Source organism: Pseudomonas sp. UF-293 (assembly GCF_058245595.1).
Genome location: NZ_JBSICA010000007.1, coordinates 191,042 through 217,887, shown reverse-complemented (window position 1 = coordinate 217,887; position 26,846 = coordinate 191,042). Strand labels below are relative to the sequence as shown.

At 60.6% G+C, this 26,846-nt stretch carries 15 protein-coding genes; 7 read left to right on the top strand and 8 right to left on the bottom strand.

Going from position 1 to position 26,846, the window contains the following annotated elements:
* Positions 1-32: 32 nt before the first annotated feature.
* The 3 genes from AC4IHP_RS10950 to amaB form a co-directional block, all read right to left on the bottom strand.
* A complete protein-coding gene (locus tag AC4IHP_RS10950) occupies positions 33-1,166 on the bottom strand; it encodes an ABC transporter substrate-binding protein (RefSeq protein ID WP_041480713.1) in 1,134 nt (377 codons plus the stop codon).
* 368 nt (positions 1,167-1,534) lie between these two features.
* A complete protein-coding gene (gene amaA, locus AC4IHP_RS10945) occupies positions 1,535-2,818 on the bottom strand; it encodes an L-pipecolate oxidase (RefSeq protein ID WP_490831685.1) in 1,284 nt (427 codons plus the stop codon).
* A gap of 153 nt (positions 2,819-2,971) precedes the next feature.
* Positions 2,972-4,462, bottom strand: coding sequence for an L-piperidine-6-carboxylate dehydrogenase (amaB, locus tag AC4IHP_RS10940; protein ID WP_490831684.1), 1,491 nt, complete (start codon positions 4,460-4,462; stop codon positions 2,972-2,974).
* Between the two features lie 164 nt (positions 4,463-4,626).
* Here amaB and AC4IHP_RS10935 point away from each other — a divergent pair, with 164 nt between their 5' ends.
* The 3 genes from AC4IHP_RS10935 (at position 4,627) to nadE (ending at position 7,796) form a co-directional block, all read left to right on the top strand.
* Complete coding sequence (locus tag AC4IHP_RS10935) at positions 4,627-5,526, top strand: LysR family transcriptional regulator (protein ID WP_460123451.1); 900 nt, start codon at positions 4,627-4,629, stop codon at positions 5,524-5,526.
* Between the two features lie 214 nt (positions 5,527-5,740).
* Positions 5,741-6,964: a nicotinate phosphoribosyltransferase gene (gene pncB, locus AC4IHP_RS10930; protein WP_460123448.1), complete on the top strand. Its 1,224-nt coding sequence runs from the start codon at positions 5,741-5,743 to the stop codon at positions 6,962-6,964.
* 4 nt (positions 6,965-6,968) lie between these two features.
* On the top strand, positions 6,969-7,796 hold the full coding sequence (nadE, locus tag AC4IHP_RS10925) for an NAD(+) synthase (protein ID WP_460123445.1): 828 nt from the start codon (positions 6,969-6,971) through the stop codon (positions 7,794-7,796).
* Positions 7,797-7,957: 161 nt separating this feature from the next.
* On the opposite strand, the gene azu is transcribed toward nadE, so the two are convergent.
* Positions 7,958-8,401 carry an azurin gene (azu, locus tag AC4IHP_RS10920; protein WP_016771925.1) on the bottom strand — a complete coding sequence of 148 codons (444 nt, stop codon included), beginning with the start codon at positions 8,399-8,401 and terminating at the stop codon, positions 7,958-7,960.
* Positions 8,402-8,742: 341 nt separating this feature from the next.
* On the opposite strand from azu, the gene AC4IHP_RS10915 reads away from it, so the two are divergent.
* Both AC4IHP_RS10915 and AC4IHP_RS10910 read left to right on the top strand, forming a co-directional pair.
* Positions 8,743-9,330, top strand: a complete 588-nt coding sequence (locus tag AC4IHP_RS10915; RefSeq protein ID WP_024011379.1) for a cytokinin riboside 5'-monophosphate phosphoribohydrolase — start codon at positions 8,743-8,745, stop codon at positions 9,328-9,330.
* A gap of 68 nt (positions 9,331-9,398) precedes the next feature.
* Entirely contained in the window at positions 9,399-9,587 is a 189-nt protein-coding gene (locus tag AC4IHP_RS10910; protein ID WP_130910695.1) for a hypothetical protein, read from the top strand.
* A gap of 211 nt (positions 9,588-9,798) precedes the next feature.
* On the opposite strand, the gene AC4IHP_RS10905 is transcribed toward AC4IHP_RS10910, so the two are convergent.
* From AC4IHP_RS10905 to AC4IHP_RS10890, 4 genes are all read right to left on the bottom strand, one after another.
* A complete protein-coding gene (locus AC4IHP_RS10905; RefSeq protein WP_490831683.1) occupies positions 9,799-10,689 on the bottom strand; it encodes a transglutaminase family protein in 891 nt (296 codons plus the stop codon).
* On the bottom strand, positions 10,689-13,175 hold the full coding sequence (locus tag AC4IHP_RS10900) for a circularly permuted type 2 ATP-grasp protein (protein ID WP_490831682.1): 2,487 nt from the start codon (positions 13,173-13,175) through the stop codon (positions 10,689-10,691). Before AC4IHP_RS10900 ends, AC4IHP_RS10905 begins: the two co-directional genes overlap by 1 nt.
* Before the next feature lie 88 nt (positions 13,176-13,263).
* Positions 13,264-16,539, bottom strand: a complete 3,276-nt coding sequence (locus tag AC4IHP_RS10895; RefSeq protein WP_490831681.1) for a transglutaminase family protein — start codon at positions 16,537-16,539, stop codon at positions 13,264-13,266.
* A 340-nt stretch (positions 16,540-16,879) separates the two neighbouring features.
* Positions 16,880-19,183, bottom strand: a complete 2,304-nt coding sequence (locus AC4IHP_RS10890; protein ID WP_460123434.1) for a YgiQ family radical SAM protein — start codon at positions 19,181-19,183, stop codon at positions 16,880-16,882.
* Positions 19,184-19,413: 230 nt separating this feature from the next.
* On the opposite strand from AC4IHP_RS10890, the gene AC4IHP_RS10885 reads away from it, so the two are divergent.
* Positions 19,414-22,074, top strand: coding sequence for a hypothetical protein (locus AC4IHP_RS10885; RefSeq protein ID WP_490831680.1), 2,661 nt, complete (start codon positions 19,414-19,416; stop codon positions 22,072-22,074).
* Between the two features lie 117 nt (positions 22,075-22,191).
* Entirely contained in the window at positions 22,192-26,841 is a 4,650-nt protein-coding gene (locus AC4IHP_RS10880) for an NEL-type E3 ubiquitin ligase domain-containing protein (RefSeq protein WP_490831679.1), read from the top strand.
* Positions 26,842-26,846 lie beyond the last annotated feature (5 nt).

The following is a 26,846-nucleotide window of genomic DNA, read 5'->3' as shown; positions in this document are numbered from 1 at the left end:
GATCGGTGGTGATCAGATGATCGCTTCAGCCCTTACTTCTGCTTTTCCAGCTGGTGGTATTTGCCGTCCTTGTCCCACTGGTAAACCACGTAGTCGGAGACTTTCAGGTCGCCCTTGGCATCCCAGGTCTTCTCGCCCATCACGGTTTTCACCGGGTTGGCCTTCAGCCACTTGGCAGCGGCTTCGCCGTCGTTTTTCTTCGCGCCGTTGAACGCTGCCGCCAGGGTCTGAACCGAGGCGTAGGCGTACAGGGTGTAGCCTTCAGGCTCGGTGCCGGCCTTGCGGAACGCGTCCACTACGGTCTTGCTTTCCGGCAACAGGCGCGGGTCGGCGCCAAAGGTCATCAGCACGCCATCGGTGAATTGCGGGCCGCCAGCGGTGGTCACCAGTTCGTCGGTCACAATGCCGTCATCGGACATGAACTTGACGTCTTTCAGGCCTTGCTCACGCAGCTGACGAACCAGCGGACCGGCTTCCGGGTGCAGACCGCCGAAGTAGACGACATCGGCGCCGGCGCCACGGATCTTGGTGACGATGGTGCTGAAGTCTTTCTCGCCACGGGTCAGGCCTTCGTACAGCACAGGCTTGACGCCGCGTTTTTCCAACTGAGCCTTGGTGGCGTCCGCCAGGCCTTGGCCGTAGGTGTCCTTGTCGTGCAGCACGACAACCTTCTTGCCCTTGAGCATGTCGACGATGTAGTCGCCGGCGACGATGCCTTGCTGGTCGTCACGTCCGCACATCCGGAACATGGCGCTGAGGCCACGCTCGGTCACCTGCGGGTTGGTCGAGCCCGGAGTGATCGCGATGATCCCGGCTTCGTCGTAGATCTCGGACGCTGGAATGGTCGACGAGGAGCAGAAGTGCCCGACCACACCGGCGACTTTCTGGTTGGTGAGGTCCTTGGCGACCGTCACTGCCTGCTTCGGTTCGCAGGCATCATCGCCTTTGACCAGGACGATTTTCTCCCCATTGACGCCGCCCGCCGCGTTGACCGCATCGGCCGCCGCCTGTGCACCCTTCATGTACTGCTCGCCGAATGCCGCGTTGGCACCGGTCATAGGACCCGCTACACCGATCTTGATATCAGCTTGAGCAAACGCAGAAACACCCAGCGCAGTAGCGACTGCGAGGGCCAGAAAGCCTTTCTTGTAAAACGTCTGGGACATGAGGTGGTGCTCCAAGGTTTTTTTTAGTTGGCACTGCGACTTCACTTCACTCAAAGCTCAGAGCAAGGCCCGTGCCATCGGTTTTTTATTCTTCAAAAAGTCGCTGCGTTGTTGTTATTTCGACTGTTTCGGTCCCATTTTCATTGGGCGTGCAACCGTCTAAACCGCGGAAGGTGAAACCATTTGTTTTTTCAGGCGCAACCCGCACGCGCCATCATTGCAACCGCAGCGGCAAACGACGTGCAACCAGCCTGTAACAGCCCGCGTCACCGAACTGCACACTGCTGGTGCGGGACTGCTACAACCCGCACCATTACAGGCTAGTCGCTGGATGCAAAAGCGCCGCTTGCGGCAACAATTTTCAACACTCAAATGACGATGCGCAGGCACTGGCCCGCGTGATACAGGGAAAATCCGGCCTCGTACAGGCAACTGCGCAAGCCCACACCGGCCAGGGGCTGCATCGGTGCGAAGGGAATCGGCAGCGCCTGCGCATCGCCGTTGCACAGGTAATCGGCGAAGGCTTTGCCGACCACCGTGCCGGTGGTGACGCCGCGACCGTTATAACCGGTGACAGCCACCAGCCCCGGCGCCGGTTCGAACAGACGCATCAGGTGATCAGGTGTAAACGCAATGCGCCCGGTCCAGGTGCATTCCCACTCGACCGGCTTCAGATTGGGGAAATAATGCTGCTGCACCCGATCGGCCCAGGCTTTGAGAAACCAGGTCGGTTTCTGATTGCCATTGCCGAGGCTGCCGAGCAACAGGCGCCCATCCTTATCGCGACGGATGCTGCTCAATACCTGACGGGTATCCCACGAGCCCTGCCCGCCCGGGAGAATTTCTTGCGCAGCGTCTTCGCTGAGGGGCACCGAGGCGACCTGGTAGTAATAGCCGGGAAAGAAATTGCGCTTGAGCTCGGTCCAGTCGCCTTCGGTATAGGCATTGGAGGCGATGACCACTTGTTCAGCGAGTACCGAACCCTGCGCGGTCTGCACCGACCAGTTCTGCCCGATGCGCTCAAGGCGAGTCACTGGCGAATGATCGAACATCTGCCCGCCGAGCCCGCGCACGGCAGTGGCCAGCCCGGTGACATAGGCCATCGGATTGAGCGTGCCGGCGCGGCGGTCAAGCAACGCGGCGGCGATTTTCTGCGTGCCGGTGGCTTGCTCGCAGGCCTTGCCGGTCAGCAGTTCGACCGGCGCGCCACGACGTTTCCATTGCTGCTCGCGACTGCGCAGATCCGCCTCGCCCTTGGCGTTGTGCGCCATGTGCAAAGTGCCTTCGCGGCGCAATTGGCAATCGATGTTGTATTTATCCACAAGGCTGAACACCAGCGCCGGCGCCGCACCGAGCATGCGGTTCAGCTGACTGCCGACCGCCTCGCCGAAACCGGCCTCGATCTCGTCTGGAGGAATCCACATGCCGGCGTTGACCAGCCCGACATTGCGCCCGGAACCGCCATGACCTGCACGATGAGCCTCCAACACGCAGACGCTTTTGCCTTTTTCCAACAGATGCAGCGCCGCCGACAACCCGGTGAACCCGGCACCGATCACGCAGACATCGACCTTGACCTCGCCCTTGAGCGCGGTGTTATCCGGGCGTTGTGGCGTGAGCTTTTCCCACAGACATTCTTCGCGTAACGGCATTGCCAGACTCCAACAGAAACCCAACAAACACAGTGCAGATCCTGTGGGAGCGAGCCTGCTCGCGAAAGCGGTAAATCAGCCAACATCAGTGTCGACTGACCTGACGCATTCGCGAGCAGGCTCGCTCCCACAGGGCAATCGCATCAAGCTTCGTCAGTCGAATGTAATGCCCTGCGCCAACGGCAATTCCAGCGAGTAGTTGACGGTGTTGGTTTGCCGGCGCATGTACGCGCGCCAGGCATCGGAGCCGGATTCACGGCCGCCGCCGGTTTCTTTCTCGCCACCAAACGCGCCGCCGATTTCCGCGCCGCTCGGGCCGATGTTGACGTTGGCGATGCCGCAGTCACTGCCGACCGCCGACATGAACCGCTCGGCCTCACGCACGTCGGTGGTGAAGATGCACGATGACAGGCCTTGCGGCACGGCGTTGTTCAGGCGCAGCGCTTCCTCGAAATCGCTGTAGCCCACCACATAGAGAATCGGCGCGAAGGTTTCGCTGCAGACCACGTCGCTCTGCTCGGGCATTTCCACGATGGCCGGCGACACGTAGTAGGCATTGGGGAATTGCTCTTCCAGTTGGCGCTTGCCACCAAACACCCGACCGCCTTCGCTCAGCGCTTGCTCCAGCGCATCCTGCATGTTTTCGAAGCTGTGCCTGTCGATCAGCGGGCCGACCAGATTGCCTTCCAGCGGATGGCCGATGCGTACCTTCGAATAGGCCGCCTTGAGGCGGGTGACAATTTCTTCCTTGACCGACTCATGAGCAATCAACCGACGCAATGTCGTGCAGCGTTGCCCGGCGGTACCGACGGCGCTGAACAGAATCGCCCGCACCGCCATGTCCAGGTCGGCGCTCGGGCCGAGGATCATCGCGTTGTTGCCGCCCAGCTCGAGAATGCTGCGGGCGAAACGTGCGGCGACTTTCGGCGCCACTTCGCGGCCCATGCGCGTGCTGCCGGTCGCGCTGATCAGCGCAACACGCGGATCATCGACCAGCGCTTCGCCGGCATCGCGACCGCCGATCACAACCTGGCACAGGCTCGGTGGGGCATCACTGAAATTTTTCACTACGCGATCAAACAGCGCCTGACAGGCCAGCGCGGTCAGCGGGGTTTTCTCCGACGGTTTCCACACCACCGGGTTGCCGCAGACCAGCGCCAGGGTGGTGTTCCACGCCCACACTGCGACCGGGAAGTTGAACGCGCTGATCACCCCGACCACACCAAGCGGATGCCAGGTTTCACGCATGTGGTGGCCCGGGCGCTCGGAGGCGATGGTCAGACCGTACAACTGGCGCGACAGGCCGACGGCGAAGTCGCAGATGTCGATCATCTCCTGCACTTCACCCAGACCTTCCTGAGTAATCTTGCCGGCCTCCCACGACACCAGCTCACCGAGGTCAGCCTTGTACTCGCGCAACACTTCGCCAAACTGGCGCACCAGCTCACCGCGACGCGGCGCCGGCACCTTGCGCCAGTGCTCGAATGCATGATCTGCGCGACTGATGTGCTGCTCGACTTCGGCAGCGCCTTCCCAGTTCACCGAGGCAATTTCGCTGCCGTCGATGGGCGAATGCACCGGCACTTTGCCGTTCTGGTACAGGGCCGGGTTGACTCCCAGACGATCAAGCAATGCGGCTACCATCGGTCTCTCCTCAAGCAAAAACAGAATGTGTGCGACCGTCGTTTCAGCGGCCGGGCAGGCCTTTAGTTGTAGCGTCACTGCGGCGATGCAACAAACGACCTTTACGCCAGATATCATTCCGTTTATTCATGCTGCGTATAGAAAGACAAGAAAAAGGACTGGCCATGCTGAACAAACGCCACTTGCCCTCAATCACCGCGCTGCAATGCTTTGAGGCCGTGACTCGGCACCTGAGTTTTACCCGCGCTGCCGAAGAGCTGAACCTGACCCAGAGTGCGGTGAGCAAACAGGTCGCCCAGCTTGAAGAACTGTTGCAGCATTTGTTGTTCCGCCGCGTGCGACGGCGCTTGCAGATGACACCGGCCGGGGATTTGTATCTGGTCGAGGTCAGAAAAATCCTCAGCCAAGTGGAGATGTCGACGCATTACCTGCGTTCCTACGGCGGCGAAACCGAAGTCCTGCGCGTCTCCACTCCGTCGACCTTCGGCGCCCGTTGGCTGGTGCCGCGCCTGAAAGGCTGGCGCCTGCGCCATCCGTCGATTCATCTGGATCTGTGCAACGAGCAGGAAGCCGATGATCTGTTGCAGGGGCGCAGCGATCTGGCCTTCTATTTCGGCCAGGCTTCGCGACCGGGCACCGAATGCCTGAAATTGTTCGGCGAAGAACTGGTGCCAGTCTGCGCCCCGAGCAGCCTGCCGGACACGCCATTCACTGACCCGACGCAACTCACCGACCTGGTGCTGTTGCAGAATGCCTCGCGACCGCAGGCCTGGCACGACTGGTTCGACAGCCAGGGCTACCACACCGAGCACAGCTACCACGGGCCGCGTTTCGAAACCTTTTACATGTGCATCCGTGCCGCCCAGGTCGGCTGCGGCGTGGCCCTGCTGCCACGGTTTCTGGTGGAAGAGGAATTGGCCGAAGGCAAACTGGTCATACCTTGGCAGCATGCGATGCCCAGCAGCGATGCCTATTACCTGGCCTACCCCGAACACGCGGCGGAAGTGCCGAAGGTGCGCGATTTTGTGAAGTGGATGCTTGAACAAATCGATAGCCCGCTGTGAGTTCAACCGGGATCCCTGTGGGAGCGAGCCTGCTCGCGAATGCGGTGTGTCAGTTAAAGATGATGTGGCTGACCCGACGCTTTCGCGAGCAGGCTCGCTCCCACAGTGGAACTGCGGCGCTCTGAAAAAATGCTGGCAATCCCCACCGCTGATATGCGCCACTAGCGCCATCGATTTAGACCGCGCCAGGCGCGGCGCAACTGGAGACCCGTTTATGAGCGAGAGTGTGTTTGCCGATCGCATCGTGCAGAACCTGCTCGACACCGACTTCTACAAGCTGACGATGATGCAGGCGGTGCTGCACAACTACCCCAACGTCGAAGTCGAATGGGAGTTCCGCTGCCGCAACGCCGAAGATCTGCGCCCGTATCTGGCCGAGATCCGCCATCAGGTCGAGCGTCTGGCCGAGCTGAGCCTGAGTGCCGATCAGTTGAGCTTTCTCGAGCGCATCAGCTTCCTCAAACCGGACTTCCTGCGCTTCCTCGGTCTGTTCCGCTTCAACCTGCGCTACCTGCACACCGGCATCGAAAACGGCGAGTTGTTCATCCGTCTGCGCGGGCCATGGCTGCACGTGATCCTTTACGAAGTGCCGCTGCTGGCGATCGTCAGCGAAGTGCGCAATCGCTATCGCTACCGGGAGACTTCGCTGGAGCAGGCACGCGAACAGCTGTATCGCAAGTTCGACTGGCTGACCGCCAACGCCTCGGCCGATGAGCTGTCGCAATTGCAGGTCGCCGATTTCGGCACGCGTCGGCGCTTTTCCTTTGGCGTGCAGGCCGAAGTGGTCAACGTGCTCAAGCATGATTTCCCCGGGCGTTTCGTCGGTACCAGCAACGTACATCTGTCCCGCGAGCTGGACATGAAACCGCTGGGCACCATGGCCCACGAGTGGATCATGGCCCATCAGCAACTCGGCCCGCGCCTGATCGACAGCCAGATCGCCGCGCTCGACTGCTGGGTTCGCGAATACCGTGGCCTGCTCGGTATCGCCCTCACCGACTGCATTACCACCGATGCGTTTCTTGGCGATTTCGATCTGTTCTTCGCCAAGCTCTTCGACGGTCTGCGCCACGATTCCGGGGACCCGGTGGCGTGGGGTGAAAAGTGCATCGCGCACTATCACAAGCTCGGCATCGACCCGATGAGCAAGACCCTGGTGTTTTCCGACAGTCTGACCCTGCCCAAATCGCTGGAGATTTTCCGCGCGCTGCACGGTCGCATCAATGTGAGCTTCGGCATCGGTACCAACCTCACTTGTGATATCCCGGGTGTCGAACCGATGAGCATCGTGCTTAAAATGACCGCCTGCAACGGCCAGCCGGTGGCGAAGATCTCCGACGAGCCTGGCAAGACCCACTGCAAAGATCCGAATTTCGTCGCCTATTTGCGACATGTGTTTCAGGTTCCTGCCGAATCCAGTCTATCTAGCAAGGAGTGAATTCATGCAAGCCGTACAGCGTGAGATTGCTGAGCAGCTCAAGGTGCAACCACCGTTCGCCGACGATCAGGCCCTGCAGGCCGAAGTCGCCCGGCGCCTGACGTTCATTCAGGATTGTCTGGTCAATTCCGGGCTCAAGACCCTGGTGCTGGGCATCAGCGGCGGCGTCGACTCACTGACCGCCGGCCTCCTGGCCCAGCGCGCGATACGTGAACTGCGCGAAAAAACCGGCGACGACCGCTACAAATTCATCGCCGTGCGCCTGCCCTACGAAACCCAGTTCGACGAGCACGACGCCAAGGCCTCGCTCGACTGCATCGGCCCTGATGAAATCCACACCGTGAACATCGGCCCGGCGGTCAAGGCACTGGCGGCTCAGGTGTCGGCGTTCGAAGGCAAACCGGCGGCGTCGGTGGATTTCGTGCTGGGCAATACCAAGGCGCGGATGCGCATGGTGGCGCAGTACACGATTGCCGGGGTGGCAGGCGGTCTGGTGATTGGCACCGACCACGCGGCGGAAGCGGTGATGGGTTTCTTCACCAAATTCGGCGACGGCGCCTGTGACCTCGCCCCGCTCAGCGGCCTGGTGAAAAATCAGGTGCGTGCGATTGCCCGTAGTTTTGGCGCGCCGGAATCGTTGGTCGAGAAAGTGCCGACTGCTGACCTGGAAGACCTGTCACCGGGCAAGCCGGACGAAGCGGCGCACGGCGTGACCTATGCCGAGATCGATGCGTTTCTGCACGGGGAAACGGTGCGGGACGAGGCGGCGAAGATCATCGTCGATACGTACAACAAGACTCATCACAAGCGCGTGATGCCGTTTGCGCCTTGAGGTATGGAAATGCCTGTAGGAGCCGGTAGGAGCTGACGAGTGCAACGAGGCTGCGATCTTTTGATCTTCCTTTATTAAGATCAAGATCAAAAAATCGCAGCCTTCGGCAGCTCCTGCACAAAAAAAAGCGTCCCCGGGGGGACGCTTTTTTTGTGCCTGGTTTATTTGACGACGATGGTGCCTTTCATCATCGAGATATGGCCAGGGAACGAGCAGAAGAAGCCGTAGCCACCGTCAGCTACCTTGGCCACATCGAAGGTCACCGAGTCGGTTTCCTTGGCGCCGATGATCTTGGTGTGGGCGATGATGCGGGCGTCGCCGTCCTTCAGGTAGTTCTTGTCGATACCGGCTGCCAGGCCGTCGGTAGCAATCGGCTGCATGTCAGCTTCTTTGCTGATCACCAGGTTATGGCCCATGACGTTCTTCGGCAGGCTGCCGGAGTGGGTCAGTTCGACGGTGAAGGTCTTGCAGCTCTTGTCGATCACGATTTCCTTGGTGTTGAAGGACATCTGATCGGTGGAATCAACGGTGGTTTTGCACTCGGCAGCCATCAATTGGCTGCTGGCCAGCGCCAGCAGGGATACCGCAACAACTTTGGAAAACATGGTGAATCTCCAAGGCAGGGTTAACAAAAACACTAGTGGTGGAAAGACTGCCTGAAATCATCGCAAGTTCATATGACTTGAGTCAAAAATTGTATACAACTTTCAGGCTATGACACTCATCGACACAATCTACCGGCCATTTCGTTCGGCCAGCCCTATGATCGGCCCACCTACGAAACGGAGTAACTGTCATGTTCTTTAACGGCCTGTTCTGCAGCTTGCTCGCCGCCTACGCCTGTGGCGCCAGCGGTACTTTTGAATCACCCGAACGCGAAGTCTAGTCCTTGGAGCGCGACGTGCCAGCCGTTACCCTGTGCGACTGATCGACCCAGGAGTAACCCATGTCGCTGAAATCCGTTTGTGTGTTTTGCGGTGCCAATGCCGGTACCGTGCCGGCCTATACCGAAGCTGCCGTCGCCCTTGGCCGGGCACTGGCCGAGCGTAATCTGACGCTGGTCTACGGCGGTGGCGCCGTCGGCTTGATGGGCATTGTTGCTGATGCCGCGCTGGCCGCTGGCGGCGAAGTGATCGGCATCATTCCGCAAAGCCTGATGGACAAAGAGATCGGCCACAAGAGCCTGACGCGCCTGGAAGTGGTCGACGGCATGCATGCGCGCAAGGCGCGGATGGCCGAACTCAGCGATGCATTCATCGCCCTGCCCGGCGGCCTTGGCACGCTGGAAGAGCTGTTCGAAGTCTGGACCTGGGGCCAGCTCGGCTATCACGGCAAGCCTTTGGGACTGCTGGAAGTGAACGGCTTTTACAGCAAACTCACGGCTTTTCTCGATCATATCGTCGGCGAAGGCTTCGTTCGCGCGCCACACCGTGACATGCTGCAAGTGAGCGAATCGCCAGATTCCCTGCTCGATGCCCTCGATCAGTGGCAGCCGACCGTCACGCCCAAATGGGTCGACCAGAAACCCGGCTAACCCCCGGACACCGATACAGGGCAGAATACGCGCCGCTCAACCTCACCTTCGACCCCAGAGGATCGCCCATGGCCAAACCCAATTACTCCTTCGCCAAACGTCAACGAGACCTGGCAAAGGAACAGAAGAAAGAGGAAAAGCTTCAGCGCAAGAAGCAAACCGCTGAAGAAGCGGCACTGAACCCTGACGGTGAAGTGGCGACCGATGATGATGTTGATGCAACCGATGCACCGAAAGATCAGACGCCCGACGCCTGAGCCCCACCGGGTTTGATGATCGAATCAGACCCTGCGGATTTGTGACGGGGCTGGCAGTTTTGCTGCCGGCCCTCACAGCCCTGCTTTCTCCATGACGCACCAAAATTCCCTGTGGGAGCGAGCCTGCTCGCGAAAGCGGTGTATCTGTTACAAATCTATTGGCTGACCTGACGCTTTCGCGAGCAGGCTCGCTCCCACATCTGAAAACTCATCAATTCTGAGGCATCACCGTAACCCGCACTTCCGGGTCGTGATTACCGCCACCGAGAATCACCCCACGCAGGGGCGACACATCGGAGAAATCCCTTCCCCACGCCAACGTGATGTGTTCCAGCGCTGGCTGCACATTGTTGGTCGGATCGAAATCCACCCATCCCGATACCGGACAGAACACCGATACCCACGCATGCGAGGCGTCGGCGCCGATCAGGCGTGGTTGCCCCGGCGGCGGCTGCGTCAGCAGGTAGCCGCTGACATAACGCGCCGCCAGCCCACGCGAGCGCAGGCAGGCCAGCATCAGATGGGCAAAGTCCTGACAGACCCCACGGCGGCGCTCCAGCACCTCCACCAGCGGCGTCGCCACTTGGGTGGCTTCGGCATCGAAGGTGAATTCGCTGAATATCTTCTGCATCAGCGCTTGCACGCCGAGCAGCAATGGTCGCCCCGGCGCAAAGCAGCTTTGCGAGAACTCGACGAAGCTGCGCTTCAAATGCACATAGGGTGACTGGAACCGGTAGCGACAGGCTTCGAGCAAGTCGGCGGACAACGGCTGACTGCTGTAGGTCAGCGCATCGCGGGTCTGCTCCCACGGCGGCGACTGATTGAAATCCAGCGCCGGCCGCGCCAGCACCTCGACCGTCAGCCGGGCGTTGACCTGCAATTGGTCATGGGGCCGCTCAAAGGCCAAGCGCGTCAGCGGATTGCCGAACACGTCCAGTTCATCGCGGCGCATGGTCGGCTCGGGACTGATCAGCAGTTGCTGCTCGATGCAGCGCTGCCAGCTGCATTCGCGCGGCCACAGGTGCGCCAGTTGCTGTGCGAGGGAAACCGGGCTGTCGTAGTGATAACAGGTGTCGTGGAAGATCTGATATTGAGCGCTCATCACACGGACACCGTTCGCTGGCTGACATCATCGACATGGGCGAAATGGCGCAGGGCCAGACGATCCGAGACCTGGCCGCTGGCCTCGGCGATTTCCTGCAACAGATCGGCCAGACCATCCAGCGCGGCACGTACGCTGGATTTGCCGAACAGCGGATTCTCCAGACAACCGAGATCAAACCGCGACAGGCGCTCGACCAGTTGCGGCAGCGCGGTTTCGCGAGGCGCAGCGAAGTCGTCGTTCAGGCGTTTCAGCGTGCGGGTGACCAGTTTCAGTTGAAACAACACCGCGTGGGGGTTCTGCTCATCCAGCAACAGCAAATCGAGCACCGGAATCAGTTGCGCCACCGCCAGATAGCGCGAGCGATAGGTGATGCTGCTGTTACCCAACTCCAGCAACCACTCAAGCCCGGCCTGATCGAACGCACCCGCACCGCGCAGAAACGCGGCGAGGCTGCTGCTGAGAAACTGCAAGCGTTCGATGCGTCGGCCGATCATCAGAAAACGCCAACCTTCGTCGCGGGTCATGTCATCCAGGGCAAACCCCGACAGCGCCGCCAGCGACATCACCAGACGGTTGAGGAAATCCAGCAGTTCGCCGAAGTCCGGCTCATCGACTTCCAGCTCCAGCGCCTCGCGCTGCAACTCGACCAGGGCCTGCCAGTTTTCCCGGGACAGCTTGCCGCGCACTTGTGACGCCGCCCACTGCAAGCGCTGCAAGTTGGAGCGCAGGCTGAACGACCAGTCCTCGCCCAGCAGCGCAGCGAGCAGGCGCTCCGGCAGTTCGCCTTCATCCGGCAACAGCGCCAGGCGCTCACCGAGATCGACTGCCGCCTGCAACGCTTGCGGATCATCGCCATCGACGTAACGCGTGAGCATGATGCGCAGCAGCCGCGCGCTGTCGTCGCAGCGCTCGCAGTAGCGGCCGAACCAGAACAGGTTTTCCACCACCCGCGACGGCAGATATGGATCGCGCCGCACCAGATCGTGCACGCCGACATTGCGCTGCGCCTTCCATTGCTCGCCGCTCGGCGCACGGTCGCTGAGCACCCAGGTGTCCTTGCTCGCCCCGCCGCGCTGCATCGACACGACTTCTGCATCGGCTTCGGCCGCCACTCGGGTCAGACCACCCGGCAACACGCGGTAGCCGTCGTGGCTGGCAACCGCATACATGCGCATACCGATCGCGCGGGGTTGCAGATGACCGTCTTCGGCTTGCCAGACCGGCGCCTGCGACAGTTGCGCCAGCTCTTGCGCGACATAGGCATAAGGCCGCGCCTGCATACGCTGCGCCAGTTCCAGGCGCTGACTGTCGCTCAAATCACGGCCAAACACCGGGGCGAAGCTTTGCGACGGAAACGCCGGTTTGATCAACAGCTCCGGAAGTTTTTCCAGCGCCTGCGCCAGCACTGGCGCTTCACCGCACCACCAAGTGGCGATCGACGGCAGGATAAGTTCTTCGCCGAACAGGAATTGATTGATCTTCGGCAGAAACCCCAGCAGGCCCGGCGATTCCAGCACCCCGCTGCCGAGCGCATTGGCCACCAGCACCCGTCCCTGACGCACCGCTTCAAGCAGGCCGGGGACGCCAAGCGCCGAGTCGGTTCGCAGTTCCAGCGGATCGCAGAAATCATCGTCGAGGCGGCGCATGATCGCGTGCACCCGGCGCAGGCCGCTGAGGGTTTTCAGGTACACCGTGGCATTGCGCACAGTCAGATCACCGCCCTCGACCAGCGGGTAGCCGAGCTGACGGGCCAGATACAGATGCTCGAAATAACTTTCGTTGAACCGCCCCGGCGTCAGCAGTACCACCAGCGGTGCGTCATCGCCATCAGGAGCCTGACGCGCCAAAGTTTCCTGCAAGGTGCGGAAGAATCCGGCCAGATGCTGCACCTTCAGATCACGGTACAAATCAGGAAAGGCACGGGAGACGATGGTGCGGTTTTCCAGCGCATAGCCGGCACCGGACGGCGCCTGTGTGCGATCGGCAGTGACCCACCAGCGACCGTCCGGCGTGCGCGCCAGATCCACGGCGTACAAATGCAAAAAAGCTGACTCGGGCGGAGCAATGCCCTGACAGGGCCAGAGAAAATTGTTGTGCCCGAAGACCAGCTCGGCGGGCAGCAGGCCCTGGCTGATCAACCGTTGCGGACCGTACAGATCCGCCAGCACTGCATTGAGCAAGCGCGCGCGCTGAGCGATGCCGGCGGACAAGTGCTGCCATTCATCTGCCGCGATCACATGGGGCAGCAGATCCAGTTCCCACGGCCGATCAGCGCCCTTGGGATCGGCATAGACGTTGTAGGTGACGCCGTTTTCCTGAATCTGCCGCGCCAGCAAGGCCTGACGCTGCACCAGTTGCGCGGGGCTGCTGCGCTGCAACTGATCGAACAGCCGCTGCCAATGCGCACGCACTGCGCCGCTGCCGTCGAGCAGTTCGTGATAGGTGCCCGCAGTCAGCGGGTAGCGGTCTAACAGGTCAGGCATGGAAAGCTCGGCAGACAGCAGGGAACGGTCAGACTAACGCAGGCACATGACGCGCGGATATACACAAAATCCGCGTGTCATGCCGGTTTCAGAAACGTCGCAGATCAAGGGTCATCGGCAACTCGTCACTGACTTCAACTTTCGGTATCGGGAGTTTGCCCGGTGTATGTCCGAGGCGGAAAAACCGCGCCATGCGCCGGCTCTCTGCTTCGTTGGCATTGACCGGCAATGTTTCGTAATTGCGCCCGCCGGGATGGGCGACGTGGTACTGGCAACCGCCCAGCGAACGCCCCATCCAGGTATCGAGCAGGTCGAACACCAACGGCGCGTGCACCGGTATGGTCGGATGCAGACAATTGGCTGGTTGCCAGGCCCGAAAGCGCACCCCAGCGACAAACTCACCCACCCGCCCGGTCGGGTGCAACGGTACCGCGACGCCATTGCAGGTCAGCAGATAGCGTTGTGGCGGCAGGCCGTTGAACTTGACCTGCAAGCGCTCCAGCGATGAATCGACGTAGCGCACCGTGCCGCCCGCCGCACCCTCCTCGCCCAGCACATGCCAGGGTTCGAGCGCCTGACGCAGCTCCAGCTCGATGCCATTGACGGCGTAGTCGCCGACCTTGGGAAAACGAAACTCCAGATGCGCCGCGAACCACTCCGCACGCAACGGATAACCGGCATTGTTGAGTTCGACGATGACGTCGGCGAAATCCTCTTCGATAAAGTGCGGCAGCAGAAAGCGATCGTGCAGCTCGGTACCCCAGCGTGCCAGTTTCGCCGGCGCATAAGGCTCGCGCCAAAAGCGCGCGACCAGCGCCCGCAGCAGCAACTGCTGAGCCAGACTCATGCGCGCATGGGGCGGCATTTCAAAAGCGCGCAGCTCCAGCAAGCCGAGACGCCCGGTGGCGCCGTCCGGTGAATACAGTTTGTCGATGCAGAATTCGGCGCGATGGGTATTGCCGGTGACATCGATCAGTAGATTGCGCAACAGCCGATCGACCAGCCACGGCGCACATTCCTCGCCCGGCTCCGGCATCTGCGCGAAAGCGATTTCCAGTTCGTACAAGGCGTCATTGCGCGCCTCATCAACCCGTGGCGCCTGTGACGTCGGGCCAATGAACAGCCCGGAAAACAGGTACGACAGCGAAGGATGGTTGTGCCAGTAGCTGATCAGACTGCGCAGCAGATCCGGCCGCCGCAGAAACGGTGAGTCCGCCGGTGTCGCGCCGCCGAGGACGAAATGGTTGCCACCGCCGGTGCCGGTGTGGCGCCCGTCGATCATGAACTTCTCGGTGGTCAGGCGGGTTTGCCGCGCCTGTTCGTAGAGAAACTCGGTGCGCTCGACCAACTCGTCCCAGGTCGCCGATGGCTGCACGTTGACCTCGATCACGCCCGGGTCCGGAGTGACACGGAAATTGCTCAGGCGCGGATCACTCGGCGGCTCATAGCCCTCCAGCAACACCGGACAACGTAACTCTTCGGCAGTGGCCTCGATGGCCGACACCAGCTGCAGATAATCCTCGACACGCTCCAGCGGCGGCATGAACAGGTACAGCCGCCCTTCGCGGGCCTCGGCACAGAATGCGGTGCGGGTCAGCCAGTCGGCGGACTCATCGATTTTCGGCACGCGGTCATCCAGCGCCGCAGGTTCGCCGTGAACACCAAGCTGCGCGGCATCCGGCAGCTCGGCTAAGTCCTGATTCGGATCGTTGGGATGGATGAACGGATATTCCGCCGCTGTCACCCACGGCTGCGAGGCCAGCGGCAAGCGATAACCCAGCGGCGAATCCCCCGGCACCAAGCGACAGTGCTCATCGCGCAGATACCAACGCCCGCTCTGCCATTGATCGCCCTTGGCCGTGCGTGCCAGCGGCAGCACTTGGCCGATCACCTTGTTCAGGCCCTGACTGAAGACCTTGCGCAATCGCGCGCGCTCCAATGGCTCTTCCAGGCGCGAATCTTCGGCGCTGACGTTGCCGGGCAACGCGCCCTCGCGCCAGAGGTAATAGAGATGATCCTCGTAAGCCGGGAACACAAAGCGTGCAGGCAACTTCAGGCGCTCGGCAACACTGGCCAGAAAGCGCCCGGCCAGTTCGCCGTCGGCGCCGTAGTCCTGCTGTTCGTCGGCGATCAACGCGTCGTTGTGCCAGATCGGCTGACCATCGCGGCGCCAATAACAATTGAGCGACCAGCGCGGCAACTGCTCGCCGGGATACCACTTGCCCTGGCCGAAATGCACCAGCCCCTGCGGAGCGTATTGCTTGCGCATGCGCTGGAACAGTTCGGCGGACAGCCGACGCTTGTCCGGCCCCAGCGCGGCGGTGTTCCATTCGGCGCCGTCCGGGTCGTCGATGGAGACGAAGGTCGGCTCGCCGCCCATGGTCAGGCGCACATCGCCTTCGAGCAGATCGGCATCGATCTGCCGGCCCAGTGCCTGGATCGCCCGCCACTGTTCATCGGTATAGGGCTTGGTGACCCGTGGCGCTTCCCAGATTCGCTCGACCGACATTTCATGGCTGAACTGCGTCTCGCAAGGTTCGACCAGACCACTGATCGGCGCCGCCGAGGACGGATCGGGACTGCAGGCCAACGGGATGTGCCCCTCCCCGGCGAACAGCCCGGATGTGGCGTCGAGGCCGATCCAGCCGGCGCCCGGCAGATACACCTCGCACCAGGCATGCAGGTCGGTGAAGTCGACGTCGGTACCGGACGGGCCGTCGAGGCTTTTCACATCGGCGGTCAGTTGAATCAGGTAACCGGAAACAAACCGCGCCGCCAGACCGAGATTGCGCAACAGCTGCACCAACAACCATGCCGAATCACGGCAGGAACCGGAGGCGTGCTGAAGGGTGTGCTCCGGGGTCTGCACGCCGGGCTCCATGCGAATCAGGTAGCCGATGTCTTCGCTGAGGCGCTGATTGAGCGCCACCAGAAAATCCACCGCAGGCAGCGGCGTGCGGTTGATGCTGTCCAGGTAAGTCTTGAAGGTCGGGGTGAGCGGCAGGGTTTCGAGGTACGGCGCCAGCTCCTTGCGCTCGTCGGCGGCGTAGTTGAAAGGGATTTTTTCCGCATACGGTTCGAGGAAGAAGTCGAACGGATTGAACACCGCCATTTCCGCTACCAGATCGACTTCGATGCGCAGCTCGGAGGTTTTTTCGGGAAACACCAGACGCGCCAGGTAATTGCCTTGGGGATCCTGCTGCCAGTTGATGAAATGCTGCTCGGGCGAGACTTTCAGCGCATAGGACAGAATCCGCGTGCGACTGTGAGGCGCCGGGCGCAGGCGGACGATCTGCGGGCCGAGTTCGACAGCGCGGTCGTAGCGATAATGCGTGACGTGATGCAATGCGACATGAATCGACACGGCGTGCCTCCTGCGAGCCTTGGGCGTATGGGAAAGCGCGCAAGACTTATGCCATGCACAGGCTTGCGCGCTTTCGCGAAGTGCTCAAGGCAGTACAGCACCAAAACCGGGCGATGCGAGGAAATGCTTGGACTCAGTTGCACGCAAATGTTGCGAACGCTGATTCATGCGGTGTTTGATCGCACGCTTTCGCGAGCAGGCTCGCTCCCACATATGGAATGCGTTCCCCTGTGGGAGCGAGCCTGCTCGCGAAGAGGCCAGCGGCAACAACTCATTTCCCGAGGCCTGAAATGCAAAACGCCAACCCGAAGGTTGGCGTTCTGCTCAGCTCAAACAGTGTTTAGCGCGGCACGACTGGCTTGCGCGTCGGCTTCGGCCCTTTGCCTTTGGCCGCATCCTTGCGCTCCTTGGCCGCCTGCTGGTTGCGGGCGAACGCCGCAGCCTTGGCCTGTTCACGCTTGTCCCACGGATTACCGCCATCACTGGCACGCGGCGGCAGACCGGTGTGCTGGGTGAGAATCTTGGTGGTCTTCTCTTTGGCGACCTTGTGGCTGCCGGCCGGCGTCGAGTTCTTGCGACGGGCGCTCTGGTAGCTGTCGGTGGCTGGCTGATGCGCCGGGATCAGTTGATCCTTGCCCGGCCCGATCAGATCGGCGCGGCCCATGCGGATCAGCGCTTCACGCAGCATCGGCCAGCCTTTCGGGTCGTGATAACGCAAGAACGCCTTGTGCAGGCGACGCTGATCTTCGCTCTTGACGATGGTCACGCCGTCGCTCTTGTACGTCACCTTGCGCAGCGGGTTCTTGCCCGAGTGGTACATCGCCGTGGCGGTGGCCATCGGCGACGGGTAGAACGCCTGCACCTGGTCGGCACGGAAGCCGTTACCCTTGAGCCACAGGGCGAGGTTCATCATGTCTTCGTCGGTAGTGCCCGGGTGGGCGGCGATGAAGTACGGAATCAGGTACTGCTCCTTGCCTGCTTCCTTGGTGTACTTCTCGAACATGCGCTTGAACTTGTCATAGCTGCCGATGCCCGGCTTCATCATCTGGTTGAGCGGACCTTCCTCGGTGTGCTCCGGGGCGATCTTCAGGTAACCGCCGACGTGGTGGGTCACCAGCTCCTTGACGTACTCCGGCGACTCGACGGCGAGGTCGTAGCGCAGGCCTGAAGCGATCAGAATCTTCTTCACACCCGGCAGCGCACGAGCGCTGCGGTACAGCTGAATCAACGACGAATGGTCGGTGTTCAGGTTCGGACAAATGCCCGGGAACACACAGGACGGCTTGCGGCATGCGGATTCGATTTCCGGACTCTTGCAGGCGATGCGGTACATGTTCGCAGTCGGGCCGCCGAGGTCGGAAATGACGCCGGTGAAGCCTGGGACCTTGTCGCGGATCTCTTCGATTTCGCGAATGATCGACTCTTCGGAACGGTTCTGGATGATGCGACCTTCGTGCTCGGTGATCGAGCAGAAGGTGCAGCCACCAAAGCAGCCACGCATGATGTTCACCGAGAAACGGATCATGTCGTAGGCCGGGATCTTCTCCTTGCCATACGCCGGGTGCGGCACACGGGCGTATGGCATGCCGAACACGTAGTCCATTTCTTCGGTGGTCATCGGAATCGGCGGCGGGTTGAACCAGACATCCACCTCGCCATGCTTCTGCACCAGCGCACGGGCGTTGCCCGGGTTGGTTTCCAGGTGCAACACGCGGTTGGCGTGGGCGTACAGCACCGGGTCGTTACGCACCTTCTCCATCGACGGCAAGCGGATCACTGTCTTGTCGCGGGTCATGCGCGGGCTGGCCAGGATCTGCACAACCTTGGCTTCCTGCGGATCTTCGACCGGGCCCTTTTCCTGCTCAATGGCGCAGGCCTGGGTGTCCTGGGTGTTCACGTACGGATTGATGATCTTGTCGACCCTGCCCGGACGGTCGATGCGCGTGGAGTCGACTTCGTACCAGCCCTGCGGCGTGTCACGACGGATGAACGCGGTGCCGCGCACGTCGGTGATGTCTTCGATCTTGTGGCCCCACGACAGGCGCTGGGCGACTTCAACGATCGCCCGTTCAGCGTTGCCGTAAAGCAGAATGTCGGCGCTGGCGTCGATCAGGATCGAATTGCGCACGCGATCCTGCCAGTAGTCGTAGTGGGCGATGCGGCGCAAAGAGGCTTCGATGCCGCCGAGCACGATCGGCACGTGCTTGTAGGCTTCCTTGCAGCGCTGGCTGTAGACCAGGCTCGCGCGATCCGGACGCTTGCCGGCCATGCCGCCGGGGGTGTACGCGTCATCGGAACGGATTTTCTTGTCCGCGGTGTAGCGGTTGATCATCGAGTCCATGTTGCCCGCCGCGACGCCGAAGAACAGGTTCGGCTCGCCGAGCTTCATGAAGTCGTCTTTGGACTGCCAGTTCGGCTGCGCAATGATCCCGACGCGGAAGCCTTGCGACTCCAGCAGCCGGCCAATGATTGCCATGCCGAACGACGGATGATCGACGTAGGCATCTCCGGTAACAATGATGATGTCACACGAATCCCAGCCAAGCTGATCCATCTCCTCCCTGCTCATCGGCAGGAATGGCGCTGGCCCGAAACATTCGGCCCAATATTTTGGATAGTCAAATAACGGCTTGGCTGCTTGCATGTCGACGACCGGTGTTGAAGTGAAAAATCGCGGGCGCGGAATATAGCACAAATTTTGACCAATTCCGACGGCAATGGTCGGTTTCTCCATGAACCCGCCCGCCTCGTCATGCCGGGCTGACATTACGCTTTTGAATTGAACGCACGACACACGAAACGGCAAGGAAGCCGACCGCCTGTCGCCTCCATTTGGGGAATGGCGCAGCGTGAAACGTTAAAGGATGACATCCAATGCCCATCAAACCGCCCATCAGAGGCGCAACAACGGTCTCGGTGCATGTGCCGCGACTCAGCGAACCGACGCCCCTCTCCGTTTTTCGACTACCTTTCGATAGCGGGGTGGCGCACACGCACACCAGCCGCCTGCCTTCAGCAGCGACGCATACGTCGCCCGATACGGTGCATACCAGCATTACCTCTGTGCCGCCGCTGATATCGGTCAGCCCGATTGGCCGTTCAGCATCAGCAGCGGTCACGCAACCACGCTCGCTGAAGGATTACCGGATCACGCCGCTGGCCGTGCTCCCGGCTCCCGACGCCCAGGGTATTTCCCTGTTCAAGGGACGTCAGTATGTGGACCTGCCGGATGGCGGTACGGTACAGATCGCAGCAGACCCCGTCAGCGGCCTCTATCGCGCGAAATTACCCAGCGAATTAAACCCTTCGGGGCCGGTTTTACAGCCGGACGCCGACGGCTCGCTCTGGCGCCCGGTTGAACCCGTGGCGCCATTGATCTACCCGCTATCGACCACGCGTCTGCAGGCATTTCGTACCGACCTGGATTTCAGCACGGTCGATCCGGGCAGCGATCGACTGTACCGCCTCAATGGCAAGCTCTACGTCGTCATCGAACAACGTGCCTATCAGGTCCTGCACGACCTGGACGCGTCGACGCCGCGCAGGACAGTGATGCGCATCGTTCGCGCCGAAGACCCGGTCGCCACCCACGAGAACAATATCTACGTGGCCTCTCGTCCCGGCCGGTCGGAACCCATTGTTTTCGATAAGCACCACGGATGGCGGGGCACCAATGTCTTCGGTGCTGCGGGTATGCCGCGAAGAGTCGCCCAACCTTCCGGTGCGGCATTTGAGTACATGGAAATGAAGGCTGAACTTGCCGGCATTCACTATCACATCAACCACGACCACGTCGAACGTCAGCGGCTGCTGGACGCATGGGCGGAGGTGAAGGATCTGGTGGGTGAAAATGGCAGGGTGGGTGTTGGCGAGTTAAGCCTCCAATTGACTGCCATTGTGAACCGCGAATGGCACAGTCGCGAGGAGCTGATGCGACTGGACAGAGCCCTGAAATACTATGAGCGCAACAAATCAGCCATCAGATTGGTGAGGACGAAGGATGAGTATAAAAACGACGTGATCGCCTTGCACAAAGGGCAAATGTTCGCCCACCAGCAGCTCATAGAATTTGGCCTGACTCGCCGCTCACTGCAAGGACCATTGCTTGATCTGCACCCTCAGCGGCTGCCACGGACGGTCAGTTTCCTCGGCCGATTGCTGCACCGCATGAAGAAGCGCCAGGTCATTGCCGACAACCTGATGAAAAAATGGAAGGTCTCGGCAGACGATTTGGGCCAGGACATCATTTCACCGAAGGATATACATAACGTAGTTGCCTCGTGGATCCTGACGAAAAGCGTGCTCCTGGATAACCCCCAATCGAGTGGCGATGCCCCTCAGGCTTCTGATCTCGCCGTCCAGTTCGGTCAGGTGACGTACATCTACGCGGCGCTCGACAGCATTCCCCCCGCTTCACACGCTTCTGTGCTCAGTGGCCTGTCACAACAATGTGCAGCCATCCGCGACTGGTACGACCGGCTGGAACTGCCCGTCGGGCCTGTGCACGAGACCTCACGCAATGAGATCAATGTGGAAATCAACACATTCGAGCAAACGCTGGCCACTCGCCTGACCCGCGACTACAACGAACAGTCCGAAAGGCTGGCACAGCCCTTTCATGAGCAACCGATTGACTTCGACTTCGTCCCACAGCAAGACAGAAGCGGCCCTGATGCAAGACCCTGGCGACTTTTTCGCGCGAAAAAAAACGGCATCTCCAGGATCAATGTCGGCCACCCTCGACGTACCGACCGGGGAGAAGAAGTCATTGACGTGCGCGACCCCTTCGATCCGACCCGGCCGGCACAGACTTATGAGCGCAAAGACGGAGAGTGGCGCCCGGCACCAACGGTTCAGCACAAACGCGGGGCTGCTCTCAGCGCCGAGGCCAGGCATCTTTTGCGGCAGTGCGACTCGTACGTGGATGCTGCCCTCAAGCAGGAGCGCAACAAAAACAATCCGGACAACATCGTCGAGGCGCTTGAGGCCAAAGCCAGAGTACTCGAAGGCACCGCGCTCCAGCTAAGGCAGCTTGAAACGGCCGATGCCAATGTTGCGCCGCTGATCCGGAATCTCGAGCTGCAGAGTCAGCGCCTGCAAGACGTCGGCGAAGAGATTCGCCTGCGGATCTACAAGGACAAGGATTTCCTGAGCATCGACAGGCTGATTTACCTGATCGACAAAGGGCAGATAAAAGTGCGCAAGCATGGCGATCGAAAGAAAGACGGCGAACAAGACTTTCTGGACGTCTATTCGCTCATCGACGCCATGAGTAACAAAGATCTCTGGCATGCACATTTCCATTATCCGGCCAAGGACACGGAAGATCTGAGCTTCAATGTGCGAGGCGCCCATCTGAAAACCCTTGAGCAAAGCCGCATGGGCAGCTCATCACAGCGCGCAGAAGAACGGGCGGGGCGCGAACACGTCCGCATCTGGCGCGAATATTTCGATGGACGTACTGCGCAGAGAATTTTTGCCTTGGCGAAAAATTCTCTGCGCGTCGATGCCGGGCAGTCACCCCGCCCGACGTAGCCGCCGGGCCTATACAACTGTGGCAATCAGCGACACCTCCCAGGCAATGATGCCGAACAGCGCGGGAGCACCGGCTATCGAGTGCTGCCGGGCAACCTCTACAAGGAATGTAAAGACATGCCAATCAAATCACCACCCAAAGGCACTACCACCGTGGATGTCCACCTGCGACCGGACACGTCAGTGGATTCGCCCGCGCTACACTCCGATCTGACGCTGCGACCGGGTTTTGAAATCGCAACCTCGATTGGCGCGCAGCCACGGCCAGGCAGGCTGACAGAGCGCGCCGATCCTGATGCGATCGTTCCAGCGCCGAGCGTTACGGTGCACACCATTCGAACAGTAACGGACGAGGCGGATATCGTCGTCCGGCCGCTGGCGGACTATCGCCTCGCTTCGACGGACAACTTGCCCGCGGCCAATGCCGAGGGCTTGAGGCTGTTCAAGGGACGTCAGTACATCGAGGTGGCCGACGGCGGCTTCGTGCAGGTCGGCAAAGATGCGCAAAGCGGCTTGTGGCGAGCCAGACTGGCGAGCGAATCGACGCCCTCCGGCCCCGAGATGCTGCGCGACCCAGAAGGCGGACTGTGGCACGCATTGAAGGATTTGCAACCCAATACCTTCGCACTGTCAGCGACGCGTCTGGAGGCCTTTCGCACATCGCTGGATTTGAGCAACGCCCTGCGCGACAGCGATGGGCTGCATCGTCATGACGGCAAGCTTTACGCGGTGATCGACAAGCACAGCTATCAAGTGCTGCACGATCATGAAGCCTCGACACCGTGGACGCAGGTGATGCGCATCGTTCGACCCGATGATCCGGTTGCCGTTGATAGTGACAATGCCTATGTCGCAACCAGACCCGGCAGGTCGGAGCCGATTGTCTTTGATTCCGGCGCCGGCTGGCGGGGCGCCGAAGTGGGTGGCCCGGGCGGTATGAATCGCGGCGACAATGAAAGCCCGGAACAAAGAAGCCTGCGCAGCCGACTGTCGGCGCTGTTCAACCCGCGTCCCACTGCGCAATCGCGCGCGCGAAAACTTTTCCCGGGCCTTAATGACGAAGGCCTCGGCACGCTTCTGCGGCCCCAGGGTGATGACGTTCTCGCCTACCTGGCGCGGTGTGAAAGCGAATACAAAACGCTCAAGGAAGATCTGGCAGCCTGGGTCAGAACATCCACCGTGGACGGCACTGACAAAACCCGGGCGGTCGCAGCAGAACGCAGCGCTGCGGCAATCAGGCGCAGCTGGAAACGGCAGAGTGGCGACGTGCTCAGACTCGAACTGGGCAACGGCGTACTTCCCGCGTTGAGTGCTGATTTCAGTCACGTGCACGTGCTGGAGTTGGGCGCGGTGGGCTGGTCGGCTGCGGCCGACGACTTCCTCAACGGTTTTACTTCGCTCGAGCGCCTGACAGTCGCTCGCTCTACCCTGGATACGCTGCCCGCCAGCATCGTGGAAATGCAGGGGCTGACCGAGCTTACCCTGACCACCAACCGGCTGCAGCTCACGGAGCACACAGCGGCGCAGTTGAGCGGACTGAGCCAATTGCAACTCCTGAACCTGTCGCACAATCCACTGGGCAAAGCGCCGGACTTCAGCGCCATGCGCCTGCTCAGATCGGTGAGCCTGCGCGACACCCGACTCGAGCAATGGCCAAACGGGCTGCAGAATCTGCAAGCCGCGGTAAGCGTGGACTTGCGCGATAACCTTCTGCGTGAAATACCGCAGACCATCCTCTTCCCTGCAAGCGCGCAATCGCTGGCCAGCGCCCGAGTCAACAGCGTTACGCACATTGAAGGCAATCCGTTCCCGGCAGGCTACTGGCGAACCCTTGAGAAGTATTGGCAGCGGGTGAGCATCGAGCATCCACAGGCGCACGTTGGCAAACAACCGAAGACCTTCAGACTCGACGGAGCCGTCGAGGACATCGCCATGGTGCAACGCATGTATCCCGATAAAGATGCACGGGCAGCCAGGGATTATCTGCTCGGTCTGGAGGAAGGCGCGCATGGCGAGATGTCCCGGCGCTTTACGCAATTCAACGTGCTCGAGACGCAACTCGAAGCCTATATAACCGACAGTCAGAACGGTTCATCCACTGCCACCGGATCGGAGGCCATCAAGGCCCGCCGAATTGCCAGACTGATTCGCGGCTGTTGGCTGCAAGAGTCGGGGGGCGTACTGAAACTGTCTGAAGTGTACGGACATCTTCCCGCTCTGACGGCGGACTTCAGCCACGTCAAATCGCTCAGTCTCGATGCTGTAACCTGGTCCGATGCTGCCGACGCATTTCTTGGCCGGTTTGCCAATCTGGAACAACTGACCCTGACGTCGTGCAATATCGGCAAGCTGCCTGCGGTCGTCGCCAGCCTGTCGCGACTTACCGAACTGCATCTGCGTGCAAACAAAATAAAACTCGATCAGCAAGATGCCGACGCGCTGAGCAAACTGCACTCACTCAAGCACATCGACCTGGGCAACAACCCGCTGGAAATCCTGCCTGATTTCAGTGCCATGCCCGGCCTGCAGACACTCAATCTGCAGAACACCGGGATCACCGAATGGCCCAAGGGACTGCTCGACAAGACGGCTTTGACCACACTTGATTTACGCGACAATCGTTTACGTGAAGTGCCGCAGGCCAATCTCGACCCGTTACCGGATGACCTGCCGCGCGTTGCCCGGATCAATAACGTCACGCGCCTGGAAGGCAATGACTTCCCTTCCAACTACTGGAGAAAATTCGATGGTTACTGGCGTCGCCTGAAAGCCGCGCACCCTGAACTGATGACCCCCGCCCACCCCGCTGCGTTCGACAGCGAAAACTCGCGAGCACAGCGTTATCACAGTCTATACCCGCACAAAACCATCGAGACCTGCCGCGAATTCATCTGGAATCACGACAAGGCTACGGTGGCGCACCGGCTGGCGGCGCTGGAGGAGGAATTTGCCGTCCTCAAAGGCCAGCTCGATGACTGGGTTTTCTCGGGCGGTAACAACCGTCAGCGTTACATTCGAGCCAATCAGCTGCAGCACAACGTTCATACCCGAAATGACCGCAATGAAGCGCGGGATCGCATCCTCAGTTGCTGGCGCCGGGACACGCCGCAACAACACGCGAACGACGGTAGCGAAATAGGCGTTGAACTGGACCTCAGCGGCCTGACGTTGCCGACGCTGCCTGACCTGAGCATCGACTTCAGCCACGTAGGTTCGCTCAAACTGAACAACATGAACCTGACCGAGTCGCCGGAAGGCTTTCTCACGCGTTTTCGTCATGTGCGCTGGCTGAACATGGCCAACAATCGGCTCAGGGATTTGCCGCCGGCGGTTGGAGAGATGCATGGCATGACCCGCTTGTTCCTGCAGGGCAATCAACTTGAACTCAGCGCTGAAACGGCGCAGATACTGGCCGGGCGCACGACCCTCAGAGCCTTGTGGCTGCAGAACAATCCGCACCTGGGCGTGGTGCCGGATTTCAGCCTGATCACGGACATTCGCGAGGTCGATCTGGCGAACACAGGAATCGACAGCTGGCCGACAGGCCTTTTCGACCAACCGCAACTCGCCAAGATCACCCTGAGCAACAATCAGATCAGCACGCTCCCGGACTTTGTCATTGCCCCACCAGCAGACCGGCTGGCGCACTCGGTGCAGGTCAACAGCGGCACGCGAATAACCAATAATCCCTTGAGCGATGCGACTCATGAACGCCTGCGTCTTTACAGTGAGCAGTTGGCCGCCGCCGGGACCCCGCTTCGCCACCGATTGAATCTGCTGACAACGGCTCGTCCCGTCTTTCGCATTCAAGTGCCTGTCGCCAGCCCGGTGGCGCTGAACCCGCAGTGGGTTGCCGGGATGTCGGCACAACAGGCCGCAACGAAAATCACGCAGTTGAACAACCTGAGAGCCCAGGACGGCTCGGATGGATTTTTCAACATCATCACCGGCCTTGCCCATCATCAGGATTTCCGCCGGCAGGTCTGGGATGTGATCGATGTCATCAGCGAAAACGATCCGCAATCACGTGCCCTGCGCAGGGAACTCTTCGACCGCGCCTGCGAAGCAGGTTGCACGGATCTGGCCGCCGCGACCTTCACCGACCTGCAAGTGCTTGCCATGACCCACAAGGCTCGCGCGAAAGCCCGAGAGGACGGCAACGGCGCGCCCCTGGTGGAATTGTCCAAAGGTCTGTTTCGACTCAGACAAGTGGATGACATCGCCGCCGCGCAGGTCGCCGCAAGCAGGGCCATTGCCGATGATCCACAGGTGGCGGGGGGCGAGCGGAACCGCCATCGCTTGCGCATCCGCGACCCGCACGAGATGACCATGGCGTATCGCTTCGGTCTCAAGGATCGGTTGCAATTACCCTTTCAACCGCAGTCGCTGTCGTACATCGGCATGGCTGACGTCACAACAGAAATGCTTGAGGTGGCGTTTCGCAAAGTGATCGCGCTGAACGGCTCGCCGGAGGAGGTTCAGGCATTGGTTGCGACGGACTTCTGGCAGGATTTCATCACGCACAAATACTCATCGCAGTTCGATGCTGCCCGCCAGCCCTTTCAGGAAAAGCAGGCAGTGCTGGACGAGCAGTTTTCGAACAAGACATTGAACCAGGCCCGGTACGACACGCAAACCGATAACGTCACCGCACAGTTGGCAATCAGCGAAGCGACGCTGATTCAGGCGCTGACACACCAGGAACTGCAAGCGGAACATCCTGGCGCAGTGCCTGCTGAAGGCGAAACGGCTACACAGGCCGATTGAGGCAA

Bases quoted from the DNA above. Each gene is read 5' to 3' on its own strand.
- AC4IHP_RS10950 (WP_041480713.1), bottom strand. From the start codon at position 1,166: ATGTCCCAGACGTTTTACAAGAAAGGCTTTCTGGCCCTCGCAGTCGCT.
- amaA (WP_490831685.1), bottom strand. From the start codon at position 2,818: ATGCCGTTACGCGAAGAATGTCTGTGGGAAAAGCTCACGCCACAACGC.
- amaB (WP_490831684.1), bottom strand. From the start codon at position 4,462: ATGGTAGCCGCATTGCTTGATCGTCTGGGAGTCAACCCGGCCCTGTAC.
- AC4IHP_RS10935 (WP_460123451.1), top strand. From the start codon at position 4,627: ATGCTGAACAAACGCCACTTGCCCTCAATCACCGCGCTGCAATGCTTT.
- pncB (WP_460123448.1), top strand. From the start codon at position 5,741: ATGAGCGAGAGTGTGTTTGCCGATCGCATCGTGCAGAACCTGCTCGAC.
- nadE (WP_460123445.1), top strand. From the start codon at position 6,969: ATGCAAGCCGTACAGCGTGAGATTGCTGAGCAGCTCAAGGTGCAACCA.
- azu (WP_016771925.1), bottom strand. From the start codon at position 8,401: ATGTTTTCCAAAGTTGTTGCGGTATCCCTGCTGGCGCTGGCCAGCAGC.
- AC4IHP_RS10915 (WP_024011379.1), top strand. From the start codon at position 8,743: ATGTCGCTGAAATCCGTTTGTGTGTTTTGCGGTGCCAATGCCGGTACC.
- AC4IHP_RS10910 (WP_130910695.1), top strand. From the start codon at position 9,399: ATGGCCAAACCCAATTACTCCTTCGCCAAACGTCAACGAGACCTGGCA.
- AC4IHP_RS10905 (WP_490831683.1), bottom strand. From the start codon at position 10,689: ATGAGCGCTCAATATCAGATCTTCCACGACACCTGTTATCACTACGAC.
- AC4IHP_RS10900 (WP_490831682.1), bottom strand. From the start codon at position 13,175: ATGCCTGACCTGTTAGACCGCTACCCGCTGACTGCGGGCACCTATCAC.
- AC4IHP_RS10890 (WP_460123434.1), bottom strand. From the start codon at position 19,183: ATGCAAGCAGCCAAGCCGTTATTTGACTATCCAAAATATTGGGCCGAA.
- AC4IHP_RS10885 (WP_490831680.1), top strand. From the start codon at position 19,414: ATGCCCATCAAACCGCCCATCAGAGGCGCAACAACGGTCTCGGTGCAT.
- AC4IHP_RS10880 (WP_490831679.1), top strand. From the start codon at position 22,192: ATGCCAATCAAATCACCACCCAAAGGCACTACCACCGTGGATGTCCAC.